Origin of the sequence: Mycolicibacterium gilvum, assembly GCF_900454025.1 — a bacterium.
Classification (GTDB): Bacteria; Actinomycetota; Actinomycetes; order Mycobacteriales; family Mycobacteriaceae; genus Mycobacterium; species Mycobacterium gilvum.
This window is the reverse complement of sequence record NZ_UGQM01000001.1, coordinates 3,966,087-3,978,975: the sequence shown is the minus strand read 5'-3', so window position 1 is coordinate 3,978,975 and position 12,889 is coordinate 3,966,087. Positions and strand designations below refer to the sequence as shown.

The 12,889-nt window shown below is 70.5% G+C and carries 8 protein-coding genes; 3 read left to right on the top strand and 5 right to left on the bottom strand.

The genetic code is table 11. The features are described 5' to 3' along the window. Positions 1–2 precede the first annotated feature (2 nt). From DYE23_RS18505 to DYE23_RS18495, 3 genes are read right to left on the bottom strand one after another with little or no spacing between them, the layout of a single operon-like run. The gene (locus DYE23_RS18505) at positions 3–707 is read right to left on the bottom strand and encodes a sirohydrochlorin chelatase (protein ID WP_115327862.1); all 705 of its coding nucleotides are present in this window, start codon (positions 705–707) and stop codon (positions 3–5) included. Then, positions 704–1,426, bottom strand: coding sequence for a phosphoadenylyl-sulfate reductase (locus DYE23_RS18500; protein ID WP_115327861.1), 723 nt, complete (start codon positions 1,424–1,426; stop codon positions 704–706). The genes DYE23_RS18505 and DYE23_RS18500 overlap by 4 nt, the downstream gene beginning before the upstream one ends. A gap of 2 nt (positions 1,427–1,428) precedes the next feature. Further along, complete coding sequence (locus DYE23_RS18495) at positions 1,429–3,111, bottom strand: nitrite/sulfite reductase (protein WP_115327860.1); 1,683 nt, start codon at positions 3,109–3,111, stop codon at positions 1,429–1,431. A 304-nt stretch (positions 3,112–3,415) separates the two neighbouring features. On the opposite strand from DYE23_RS18495, the gene hemW reads away from it, so the two are divergent. After that, complete coding sequence (gene hemW, locus DYE23_RS18490; protein ID WP_013471362.1) at positions 3,416–4,612, top strand: radical SAM family heme chaperone HemW; 1,197 nt, start codon at positions 3,416–3,418, stop codon at positions 4,610–4,612. Positions 4,613–4,630: 18 nt separating this feature from the next. Here the strand turns inward: hemW and DYE23_RS18485 are convergent, their stop codons facing one another. Further along, positions 4,631–5,491, bottom strand: a complete 861-nt coding sequence (locus DYE23_RS18485; RefSeq protein ID WP_115327859.1) for an LLM class F420-dependent oxidoreductase — start codon at positions 5,489–5,491, stop codon at positions 4,631–4,633. 48 nt (positions 5,492–5,539) lie between these two features. On the opposite strand from DYE23_RS18485, the gene DYE23_RS18480 reads away from it, so the two are divergent. After that, complete coding sequence (locus DYE23_RS18480) at positions 5,540–5,917, top strand: nuclear transport factor 2 family protein (protein ID WP_011893569.1); 378 nt, start codon at positions 5,540–5,542, stop codon at positions 5,915–5,917. Positions 5,918–6,024: 107 nt separating this feature from the next. Then, positions 6,025–11,118, top strand: coding sequence for a type I polyketide synthase (locus DYE23_RS18475; RefSeq protein ID WP_115327858.1), 5,094 nt, complete (start codon positions 6,025–6,027; stop codon positions 11,116–11,118). On the opposite strand, the gene DYE23_RS18470 is transcribed toward DYE23_RS18475, so the two are convergent. After that, entirely contained in the window at positions 11,115–12,788 is a 1,674-nt protein-coding gene (locus DYE23_RS18470) for a (2,3-dihydroxybenzoyl)adenylate synthase (RefSeq protein WP_115327857.1), read from the bottom strand. The genes DYE23_RS18475 and DYE23_RS18470 overlap by 4 nt on opposite strands. Positions 12,789–12,889 lie beyond the last annotated feature (101 nt).

Sequence of the window (12,889 nt, the reverse complement as noted above, 5' to 3'; positions counted from 1 at the left end):
TTCTAGGCGGCCGCCCGGTGCACGAGCGCGGCGTCGAAGCGGTCGAGCACCGTCTCGGCCACCTGGCGGTGCGCCCCGAGCGGCGCGGACATCGGGATGTCGTGCGCGCGGGCGAACGCGGCCACCCGGTCGGTGATCCGGCCGTGCGCGAGGAACCACGGCGCGATGACCAGTCGTGAGGCGCCCAGCGCGCGCAGGTGCGCGGCCGCGTCGGTCAGCGAGGGCTGCGGACCTGTGGCGAATGCGGTCGTCGCCGCCCACCGCGTGGTCAACGTCAGTTCCCGGGCGACGGCCTCGGTGTTCGCGTTGGCGGCCGCACGCGACGACCCGACGGCCGTCACCAGGATCCCGACCCGGGCGTCGAGCCGGGACACCCCGGCATGTTCGAGCCGCTGCCGGAGAACGTGGATCAGCCGTTCGTCCTCACCGAGCACAGCGGCCTGCCGGACGTCGGCGCCGGAGTCGGCGATCATCTGGGGGATGTCGACGCGGGCGTGATACGCGTCGGCCAGCAGCAGCGGCACGACGACACCGTGGCGGCCGGGCAGGTCGGCCAGGACGTCACGCAGATTCGGAGAGTTCTGCTCGCAGAACGCGATTCGCGCATCCAAGCCGGGCCGCAGGCGCCGGATGCACTCGACGATGGAACGCGCCGTCGCCGCCGACCGGGGGTCGGCGCTGCCGTGCGCGGTCAGGATGAGCGTCACGAGGCGTGCAGCCCGCACTCCGTCTTGGACTGGCCGAGCCAGCGGCCACTGCGCGGATCGGCGCCCTCGACGGGCTTGTGGGTGCAGGGGGCACATCCGATCGACGGATATCCCTCGTCGACAAGCGGATTGACCAGGATGCCGTTGGCGTCGATGTAGTCCTGCATGTCGTCGTCGCTCCACGCCGCCAGCGGGTTGATCTTCACCAGCCCGAACGCCTTGTCCCAGCTGATCAGTGGGGCGTTGGCGCGCGTCGGCGCCTCCACGCGACGGATCCCGGTGACCCAGGCGGAATAGCCGCTGAGCGCCTTGGACAACGGCACCACCTTGCGCAGCCGGCAGCACTCGTTGGCGTTGCGCTCGAACAGGTTGCGCCCCAGCATCGCGTCCTGCTCGGTCACCGAATGCTCGGGGCGGACGTTGACGACGTTGACGTCGTAGACCGCCTCGACGGCATCGCGGGTGCCGATCGTCTCGACGAAGTGGTAGCCGGTGTCGAGGAACAACACGTCCACGCCCGGACGGACCTTCGCCGCCAGATCGACCAACACGGCGTCCTGCATGTTGGACGCGACGATGTAGTTCCCCCGTCCGCTGGCGGGGCCGAAGTTCTCGTCGGTCCAGCGCAGCAGATCCTGCGCCGTCGCATGCTCACCCAGCTCGGCAGCTCCGCGCTCGGCCAGCTCCTGCAGTGCCGTTTCGGTCATGGTGTCCGTCATATCTACCTCAAGTCCGCGTCGTCGGCTCGCAACGCCCACGTAGCGAAACGCTCACCCTGCTCGCGTTGTTTCACGAAGTTGCGGACAACCCGCTCGATGTAGTCGCCGAGCTCGGTGGCGACCACCTTGTGCTGACGGAGCTTGCGGCCGAAACCGCTGTCGAGACCCAGGCTCCCGCCCAGGTGAACCTGGAACCCCTCTTCGGGGCCGTCGCCATCGTCGACCATCTGGCCCTTGAAGCCGATGTCGGCGACCTGGATGCGCGCGCACGAGTTCGGGCAGCCGTTGATGTTGATCGTGACCGGCACGTCGAGCTGGGCGTTGATGTCCTCCAGGCGCTTCTCCAGCTCGGGGACCAGCACCTGCGAGCGGCTGCGGGTCTCGGCGAAGCTCAGCTTGCAGAACTCGATGCCGGTGCAGGCCATCAGGTTGCGCCGCCAGTGCGACGGGGTGGACGGCAGACCCAGCGCGTCCAGGCCGGCGCGCAGCTCGTCGAGTTTGTCGTCGGGGACGTCGAGCACGATCAGCTTCTGGTACGGCGTGAACCTGATCCGGTCGCTGCCCGCAGCCTCGGCGAGGTCGGCCACCTTGGTCAGGATGGTGCCCGACACCCGGCCCGCGATCGGCGCGACACCGACGGCGTTGAGGCCGTTCTTGAGCTTCTGCACGCCGACGTGGTCGATCGGCCGGGTCACCGGATCGGGCGCCGGTCCGTCGATCAGCGGACGCTTCAGGTATTCCTCTTCGAGAACCTGCCTGAATTTCTCCACGCCCCAGTCCTTGATCAGGAACTTCAGCCGGGCCTTGGCGCGCAGGCGCCGGTAGCCGTAGTCGCGGAAGACGCTGACCACGCCCTCCCACACATCGGGCACCTCGTCGAGCGGCACCCAGGCGCCGACACGCTGACCCAGCATCGGGTTGGTCGACAAGCCGCCGCCGACCCACAGGTCGAAGCCGGGACCGTGCTCGGGATGGTTGACGCCGATGAACGCGACGTCGTTGACCTCGTGCACGACGTCCTGCAGACCCGAGATCGCGGTCTTGAACTTGCGCGGCAGGTTGGAGTACTCCTTCTTGCCGATGTAGCGCTTGACGATCTCGTTGACCGCGGGCGTGCCGTCGATCACCTCGTCGAGCGACTCACCGGCCAGCGGCGAACCCAGCACCACGCGCGGGCAGTCGCCGCACGCCTCGGTGGTCTGCAGGCCGACCTCGTCGAGCCGGCGCCAGATCTCCGGCATGTCCTTGACGTCGATCCAGTGGTACTGGACGTTCTGGCGGTCCGAGATGTCGGCGGTGTCCCGGGCGAACTCGGTGGAGATGGTGCCCAGGGTGCGCAGCGCCGCGGCGGTCAGCGCCCCGCCGTCGCTGCGGACCCGCAGCATGAAGTACTCATCTTCGAGCATGTCGGTGTTCTCGTCACCGGTCCAGGTGCCGTCGTACCCGGGCTTGCGCTGTGTGTAGAGCCCCCACCAGCGGAAACGTCCGCGCAGGTCGCCCTTGTCGATGCTCTCGAAGCCGTTCTTGGCGTAGATGTTCTCGATGCGCTCCCGCACGTTGAGCGGGTTGTCGTCCTTCTTGGACTGTTCGTTCGGATTGAGGGGCTCGCGGTAGCCCAGCGCCCACTGGCCTTCGCCGCGGGGGCGCTTCGCCGGTTTGGCGGGGGGTGTCTTGGCTGTCGTCATGATGTGGCTCTCGGTCGGAGCCGGCGTGGGGACCGCGCGCTGTCACCGGTGGCTGTCCGGCGGCGCAGATCCGGCGGCCAGCTGAAACGGGTGGGCTGGGTCCTGGATCAGACGCGACAAAGCGGACAACAGCACGTGCAGACGCGCTTGAAGTCGACGTGACGCCGAGCCACCAGCACAACGCGGGTGGAAAGGGTGCGGGCGTCGATCACGTCGGCCATTGTGCCACGAACACCGGCAATGCCCTAACCGGCGGTTATTTGCGTTCACCGTGCGCGGAAGTCGCTCTGACACACTGGTCAGCATGTCCGTCGGCCCTTCCGCCGCCGCTGCCCGGCGGCCCGCGCTCCCCGCGCTGACGGCTCCCGCGGACAGACCGTTCGGGGTGTACATCCACGTCCCGTTCTGCGCGACACGCTGCGGTTACTGCGACTTCAACACCTACACGCCCGCCGAGCTGGGGGCCGGGGGCGCGACCCCCGACGGCTGGCTCACGGCCCTGCGGGCCGAGCTGCAGATGGCCGCCGCCCACCTCGGCGAGCCGCCGCCGGTGTCGACGGTGTTCGTCGGCGGGGGAACCCCGTCGCTGCTCGGCGCGGCCGGGCTGGCGCGGGTGCTCGACGCCGTCCGCGCCGACTTCACGCTGACCCCCGACGCCGAGATCACCACCGAATCCAACCCGGAGTCGACCTCGCCCCGCTTCTTCGCCGGGCTGCGCGCCGCCGGATACACCCGCGTATCGCTGGGCATGCAGTCCACCGCCCCCCACGTCCTCAGAGCGCTGGACCGGGTGCACTCGCCCGGGCGCGCGGTGGACGCGGCCCGGGAGGCGCGCGCCGAGGGCTTCGACCACGTGAACCTCGACCTCATCTACGGCACACCGGGCGAGACCGACGACGATCTGCTGCGCTCGGCCGACGCCGCCGTCGAGGCCGGCGTCGACCACGTGTCGGGCTATGCGCTGATCGTCGAGGACGGCACCGCGCTCGCGCGCCGCGTCCGGCGCGGCGAGATCGCACGACCCGACGACGACGTGCACGCGCGCCGCTACGAGCTGCTCGACCGCCGCCTCACCGACGCCGGCTTCACCTGGTACGAGGTGTCCAACTGGAGTCGGCCGGACGGCGAGTGCCGCCACAACCTCGGCTACTGGGACGGCGGGCAGTGGTGGGGCGCCGGACCCGGAGCGCACGGCTACGTCGATGCCACCCGGTGGTGGAATGTGAAGCACCCCAACGCTTATGCCGCTACGCTGGAGACGGGCGCGCTGCCCGTCGCCGACCTCGAGGCGATCGACGCCGAGACCTCGCACGTCGAAGAGGTGATGCTGAAGACGCGGCTGCGCACCGGACTGCCCGCCGCCACGCTGTCGGCGCGCGAACGCGAGCGTGCCGCGGTCGCGGTCGCCGACGGACTGCTGCGCGCCGACGGACAGAGCTTCGTGCTCACCGACCGCGGCCGACTGCTCGCCGACGCGGTCGTGCGCGACCTGCTGACCTGATCTACAACAGAGCCGGTTCTACAACAGAGCCGAGGCCAGCCTGCGCCACTGCTCGCGCGGGAACTCCCGCGGATCGGCGGTGAGCACCTGCACACAGACGTGGTTCGCGCCCGCGTCGAGGTGCTCCTGGACCCGGCTGCGGACCGCGTCCTCGTCGCCCCAGGCGATCAGCGCGTCGAACACCCGGTCGCTGACCGAGGAGAGGTCCTCCTCGGTGAAGCCGAGACGCAGAAGGTTGTTGGCGTAGTTCGGCAACGCGAGATACGAACGCAGCCAATCGGTTCCGATCTCACGCGCCTTGTCGCGGTCGTCGGTGAGCAGCACCGTCTGCTCGGGCAGCAGCAGCGGTCCGTCGCCGAGGACCTCGCGGGCCTGCGCCGTGTGCGTCGGCGTGGACAGGTACGGGTGCGCCCCGCCCGCCTTGGTCGCCGACAGCTGCAGCATCTTCGGGCCGAGCGCGGCGAGGACCCGGTTGGCCTTCGGCACCGGCTGTTCGGAGGCGTCGATCGCGTCGAGGAACTTCTCCGTCGCCGCCAGCGGCTTGCGGTAGAGGCCCGGTTCCTTGGAGTCGATCAGCGGCGCGTGGCTGACACCGATGCCGAGCAGGAACCGCTCGCCGTGCTTGTCGGTGAGGGTGGCGTAGCGGGCCGCGACCTCGGCGGGCTCATGCATCCAGAGGTTCAGGATGCCGGTGGCGATCACGGTCTTCTGCGTGGCCCCCAGCAGGTTCTCCACCGAATCCAGCACGGGACCGCCGACGTCGGGAATCCACAGCGCGGTGAACCCCAACCCGTCGAGTTCGGCGGCGGCCTCGGCGGCCTCCTCCGGATTTCCGTATCGCAGTTGAGAACTCCACAGACCGACACCCGACAGATTCATATGTCTACTCATACCGTGCCGGGCGGCCGGGGCGCTACGGTCGTGCTCATGGCATTCGATCCCGGCGCCGTGGCCCGCGCGTTCTCCGAGCATCGCTTCGAGGACGCGCTGGATCATCTCGCCCGGGACGTCACGTGGACGATCGTCGGCGGCATGGTGCTGGAGGGTGCGGACGCCGTGCGCGCGACGTGCCGGGACACCACGGCGAGCCTGGAAGGCACCACGGTGGAGTTCGACCGGTGCGTGGTCGCCGACGGCGGCGACGTCATCGCGGTCGACACGGTGGTCCGCTACGTGCGACCCGACGGCGTCACCGCCGTGGCCAGCTGTGCGATCTACGAGTTCGACGGCGAGCAGATCGCGACGATCACGTCCTACGCGGTCGAGGTGGATCCGGACGATCCGGGAGCTCAACCGCCCAGGTGACACCCCGGGGTGATGCCCCGCCGGCTCCTGGGTTGTGCCAGGATGTTCGCCATGCCGAAGCCAAGGTTAGGGAAGGCTATCCACACGTCGTCGCCGGCACGGCCGACGTGGGGGTGAACGGCGCGGACGCCGCCGAGCCGATCGCCGTCGTCGGGATCGGCTGCCGTCTGGCGGGAGACATCAGTACCCCCGGCGAGTTCTTCTCGTTCCTGCTCGCCGGCGACAGCGCGGTCACCGAGGTCCCGCCGGAGCGGTGGGAGCCCTACCTGCACCGTGATCCCCGCAACGCGGCCGTGCTCCGGGAGACCACCCGGTGGGGCTCATTCCTGGACGACCTGCCCGGTTTCGACGCCGAGTTCTTCGGGGTGTCCCCGCGCGAGGCCGAGTTGATGGACCCCCAGCAGAGGCTGGCGCTGGAGGTGTCCTGGGAGGCGCTCGAACACGCGGGCATCCCGCCGCGCTCGCTCGCCGGCAGTGACACCGCGGTGCTGATGGGAGTCAACTCCGACGACTACGGCAAATTGATCATGGAGGACCTCGCGGGCATCGAGGCGTGGACGGGCATCGGGACCTCGCTGTGCGGCGTGGCCAACCGGGTGTCGCACCTGCTCGATCTGCGCGGGCCCAGCGTCGCGCTGGACGCCGCGTGCGCCGCCTCGCTGGTCGCCGTGCACCAGGCGTGCCAGCTTCTGCGGGCCGGTGAGACGTCACTCGCGCTCGCCGGTGGGGTCAGCGCGCTGATCGGTCCGGGGCTGACGCGGGTGCTCGACGTCGCGGGCGCGACCGCCCCGGACGGCCGGTGCAAGACGTTCGACGACGCCGCCGACGGCTACGGACGCGGCGAAGGCGCCGGTGTCGTCGTGCTCAAACGCCTCGCCGACGCCCTGCGCGACGGTGACCGGGTGCTCGCGGTGGTGCGCGGCGGAGCGGTCGCCCAGGACGGCAGGACGGTCGGCATCATGTCTCCAAACGGTGAGGCGCAGGCCGATCTGTTCCGGCTCGCCTGTCGTGCCGCCGGCGTCTCGCCCGAGAGCGTCGGCTATCTGGAGGCACACGGAACCGGCACTCCGACAGGGGATCCCGTCGAAGTGGGCGCGCTGTCCGAGGTCTACGGACGTGCCGACGACCCGTGTGCGCTGGGTTCGGTCAAGCCCAACGTCGGCCACCTCGAAGGCGGCGCCGGCGTCGTCGGTCTCATCAAGACGGTCCTCGCGCTGCACCACGAGATGCTGCCGCCGACTGCCGGTGTGCGCACGCTGACCACCGCCGTGGACTGGGCCGGCAGCGGGTTGCGCGTGCCGACCGAGGCGCAGCCGTGGCCCCGCGGGGGCGCCCCGCGCCGGGCGGCGGTGTGCAGTTACGGCTACGGCGGCACCATCGCCCACGTGCTGCTCGAAGAGGCGCCCCTTGCATCGGATCCCGATACCGCCACGGCCTCAACCACTTTCATTCCGCTGAGCGCGCGCTCGGAGGCCCGGCTCGCCGCTGCCGCCGATGCGCTGGCCGGCCACCTGCGGGAGGCGGCGTTCGCCGTCGGCGATGTGGCGGCCACGATGTGGACACGGCGCTCCCACGATCCCGTCCGGGGTGCTGTCGTCACCGACGGACTCTCCGGCGCTCAGGCGGCGGAGGCCGCCGTCGCCGCGCTCGATGTGATCGCCGCGCGCGGCCGTGACGCCCGTGTCGTCACGGGCCATGTCGTGCCCGGCGCGGAAACCGGTGCGGTATGGGTGTTCTCGGGTCACGGATCGCACTGGGCGGGCATGGGGCGTGAGCTGCTGATGACCGAGCCGGCGTTCGCCGCGACCATCGACGAGGTCGACATCGTGTTCGCCCGGGAACTCGGCTTTTCCGCACGCGTTGCCCTGACGGCCGAGGACCTCGGCGGTACCGACCGGGTGCAGGCACTGACCTTCGCGATGCAGGTCGGTCTCGCCGCGGTGCTGAAAAGCCGGGGGGTGACACCCGCCGCGGTGATCGGACACTCGGTCGGCGAGGTCGCGGCGTGCGTCGTGTCGGGTGTGTTCGACCTGGCGCACGGCGCCGCCGTCGCCTGTCATCGCGCGCGGGGCTTCCGATCGGTGATGGGCAAGGGGGCCATGGCGCTGGTGCGGCTGCCGTTCGACGAGGCCGAACGCCGCCTCGCCGGACGCACCGACGTCGTTGCCGCCATCAGCGCGTCGACCGAGTCGACGGTGGTATCGGGCACGGTCGCCGCCGTCGACGGGATCGTCGACGCATGGACGGCCGACGGCATGACGGTGCGTCGGGTCAACACCGACGTGGCCTTCCACAGCCCGGCGATGGACGCGCTCACCGCCGACCTGGCAGCGATGGTTGCGCAGCTGCCGCACCCGGATTCGGCACACATACCCCTCTACACCACCGCGTTGGAAGATCCGCGCTCCACGGTGCCCAGGGGGCCCGACTACTGGGCGGTGAACCTGCGGGGCCGGGTCCGTTTCGCCGAGGCGGTCCGCGCGGCCGCCGAGGACGGCCACCGGCTGTTCCTGGAGGTGTCCGCACATCCGGTGGTGTCGCACTCGATCGCCGAGACGCTGCTCGGCCTCGGTGTCGGGGAGCACGCGGTGCTGCCGGTGCTGCGGCGGGACCAGCCGGAGCGACGCGCGGTCGGCGCCGCCGTCGCCGGCCTGTACTGCCACGGCGCGCCTGTCGCGCACGGCCTCACCCCGACGACGCGCTGGGCGGCCGATCTTCCCGGCACGCAGTGGCAGCACCGCCGGTTCTGGCGCACCCCGACACCGCCCCCCGGCACGGCCGCACTGCACGACCCCGCTTCGCACACGCTTCTCGGTGGCGTCGCCGACGTGACCGGGGAGGTGCCGGCCCGGGTCTGGCAGACCAGGCTCGACATGGGCAACCGGCCCTATCCCGGAGACCATCCGGTGCAGCAGACCGAGATCGTCCCCGCCGCAGTGCTTCTGAACACCTTCCTGAACGCCGCCGGCGCCGGGTTGGCCGATGTCCGGCTGCGCACCCCCGTGCCGCCGGGGCGGACCCGCGACATTCAGGTGGTCTTGCAGGGGCGCTCGCTGCGGCTGTCGTCGCGCCTGACCGGGACCGAGGCCGTCGAGAACGGATGGCTCACCCACAGCAGCGCTGTCGTCGCCACCGACGAGGAGTTCGGCGAGCCGATCGACGAGCGCGTCTGGACCCGGTGCGCCGAGTCCTTGCCGGCGGGTCATGTCGTCGACACGCTCGCCGGAGTCGGGGTGGCGGCGATGGGCTTCGATTGGCAGGTGCGCGACATGCGCCGGGGAAGCGGTGAACTCATGCTTCGGGTTTCGGCGCAGGAGGACGGCTCGGCGCCCGAGACCTGGGCGGGGTTGCTCGATGCCGCGACCTCGGCCGCGTCCACGGTGTTCGACGGTCCGCCGCGGCTGCGGATGCCCGCGCACATCGAGCGCGTGCACGTCTGCGCTGATCCGCCTGCGGTGGCGCTGCTGCACGTGCGGCACCGCGGAGGCACCACCACCGATGTGACGATCGCCGACGAGTCCGGAGCCGTGCGCGCCTTCATCGCCGGCATGACCTTCGAGGAACTGGAAAGTCCAGCGGGAGTGGATCTCTCGCGCATGATGCACCACGTGGCGTGGCATGAAACATGCTACGACGTCGAGGCGCGCCCAGTCGAGGTCGCTCTGGTCGCAGGCGGGGACAGCGCCGAGGTCCAGCGGGATCTCCTCGCCGCCGGGGTGCCGGTCGACGTCCACTCGACGGTCGACGAGGTGTCGGACACGCTCGAGCCAGGCGCGGTCGTGCTGCTGGTCCCGCCTGTCGACGCGTCACCCGAGGCGTCGGCCGAGCTGGTGCTGAACAGTCTGAAGGTGTTGCACGCCAAGGGGTCCGAGGCTCCGCTGTGGGTGCTGACCCGGCGGGTGCAGGAAGGCGCGAACCTCGTGCATGCGCCGCTGTGGGGATTGGCGCGGGTCGCCGCCGCCGAGCATCCGCAGCTGTGGGGCGGGGTGCTCGACGTCGCCGACGGTCCGCTGCCGGTCGGCGTGCTGGCTTCGATGGCCGGGCACGGCGTCGTGGTGTTCCGGGACGGGCGGGCGTGTACGGCGCGGTTGACGCCCGCGCGGCCCGCCGGTGGCGACGCGATGGCGTGCACGCCGGGCGGTACGTATCTGATCACCGGCGGTACGGGCGCGCTGGGGCTGCGGATCGCGCAGCGGCTGGCCGACCTCGGCGCGCGACGTCTGGTGCTGCTGTCGCGGTCCGGCGTGCCGCACCGCACGCAGTGGGCGGACAGCGGTGACCACGCGGTCCGGGCGGTGACGGCGCTGGAGGAGCGCGGTGTGACCGTGCACATCGCGGCGGTCGACATCGGAGCGCCCGGCGCAGGCGATCAGCTCAGGACGATCCTGCGGGAGCTGCCCGCCGTGCGGGGGGTCGTCCATGCCGCGGGCGTGGAAGCCGGTGCGCTGCTGCTCACCACATCTGCTGCCGACCTTCACGCGGCGATGCGGCCGAAGGTCGCCGGGACGCTGACCCTGCACGAGTTGTTCCCACCCGGGCAGCTGGACTGGATGGTGCTGTTCTCGTCGTGTGGGTACCTCGCCGGGTTTCCGGGTCAGGGCGCCTACGCCTGTGCCAACGCGTTTCTCGACGCCGCCGCGCGGCACCGGCGGAGCCTGGGGGACCGCACGGTCAGCATCGCGTGGACGGCATGGCGGGGCCTGGGCATGGGGTCCACGTCCGGCTTCGTCGCGGCCCAGCTCGAGGCGCTGGGGATGGGGACGGTCGGTGCCGATGACGCGTTCCGCGCCCTCGACTCCGCGATGCGCGGTCAGGATCCCAATGTGGTTGTGCTGCCGGTGCTTCCCGAGGCCTCGGCGGTGCCGATGCTCGCCGATGTCGCGCCCACGGACCAGAGTGACGGTGGCGATGTCGCGGCGGGTCCCGGTGACGCCGACCTCGGCGAGTGGGTGGCGCAACAGGTGATCGAGGCCGTCGCCGCCGAACTCGGATTGTCCGAGACGGATGTCGATCCGCGGGTGCCGCTGGTCGAAACGGGCGTCGACTCGATCATGACCGTCGCGCTAAGGCGCACGCTGGAGAAGCGGACGGGGTTGGCGCTGCCGCCGACCCTGCTGTGGGAACACCCGACGGCCGCCGCGGTATCGGACCGGATCGTCGAGCTGCTCGCACCGCAGTCCGAGAAGACCGGCGTCACCTAGGAATTCGCCGTCAACTGCGCCACGAGTGCCTTCTTGTCGACCTTGCCCACCGCTGTCGTCGGCAGCGACGGTACCGGAACCAGCACATCGGGACGCGCGTGCGTGGAGGCGCCGCGCTCGTCGAGGAAGGCATTGAGATCGGCGAGCGTGAGCGGCGGTCCCGTGAAAACGACTGCAGCGCAGATTTTCTCGCCCAGGTACTCGTCGGGCAGCGCCACTGCGGCCGCCGCGTAGACGGACGGGTGGGTGTGCAGGTGATCCTCAAGGTCGGTCGCCGACACCGTCTCACCACCGCGGTGGATCACGTCCTTGACCCGGCCGGTGACCTCGACGTACCCGGCACGGGGCCCGTCGGTGAAGATCCGGACCCGGTCACCCGTGCGGTAGAAGCCGTCCGGCGTGAAGGAGCGGGCGTTGGCGTCGTCGGCCCGGTAGTACCCATTGAGCGTGTAGGGCCCCCGGACCAGCAGCTCGCCCTCCTCGCCGGGTGCGACCTCGACACCGTCCTCGTCGACGACGCGCATCTCGTCGTGCGGCGACATCGGCCGTCCCTGCGTGTGCACCACGACGTCCTCGGGATCGCCGGGCCGGGTGAAGTTGAGCATCCCCTCGGCCATGCCGAAGATCTGCGACATTCCCGGGGTGAGCCGGTCGAGGATGAAACGCGCTTCCTCCGGGCTCATCCGCGACCCGCCGACCTGGACGAACCGCAGTGACGTCGGCAGCACCGGCTCCCAGTCGCACGCCTGCGCCCACAACTTGGCCAGTGCGTTCACCAACCCGGTCACCGTGATCCGATGCTTGTCGATCAACGCGAAGGCGTTCTCCGGGCTGGGGTCTGCGGTGAACACCGTCGGCGCTCCGACCGTCATCGACCCGAGCAGCCCGGGACAGGCCAGCGGGAAGTTGTGCCCCGCGGGCAGCGCAACGAGATAGGCGTCCTCACCGGTCATCTCGCATGCCTGCGCGCAGGCATGCGCGTTGTAGACGTAGTCGTCGTGGGTGCGTGCGATGAGCTTGGGCAGCCCCGTGGTTCCGCCCGAGACCAGCAACAGCGCCGGAAGCGACGGATCGACTGGCGTGCGCCCGAGACGTGGCCCGGCGAAGTCGAGGATCGACTGCCACGAGACCTGATCGCCGGGTTTGCCGTCGACGATCACGTGGCGCAGTGCCGGACGTTGCGCGGCGAGCGAGGCCGCCATGTCGCGGTAGTCGAACCCTCCCGCCCGGTCGGGAACGATCACCGCGACCGCGCCGCTGACGTCGGCGAAGTGACCGAGTTCTGCCGTACGGTGCCCGGTCAGGCACATCACGGGTACGACGCCGGCCCGCAGCAGGGCGAAGAGCGCGACGGCGAACTGGCACGAGTTCGGCAGCTGCAGCAGCACCCGCTCTCCCGGGCGGATGCCGAGGTCGGCCAGCCCCGCGGCGGCCCGGTCGGCGGCGGCGTCCAGCTCGGCGAACGTGTAGCTGCGCGTGGCGTCGATGATCGCCGGCTTGTCCGGCCACCGGGAGGCCGCGTCGGTCAGGATCGAGTCGAGCGGCCGTCCCGTCCAATAGCCGGCCCGCCGGTAGGCCTCGGCGCGATCCTCGGGGAAGGGGACGAAGCCGTGCTTCAGGTCGCCGTTTGTTAGGCCATGGCCGTATTCGATCGGGAATCCAGTGGTCATCAGTGAAAATCGCCGCTCTGGGTAGGAGTTTTGGGTCAACCGAATATAAGGTAGCCTCCACTAAGTTAGGGCAGCCTGACTTAATATGCGGTGGCTAGAGG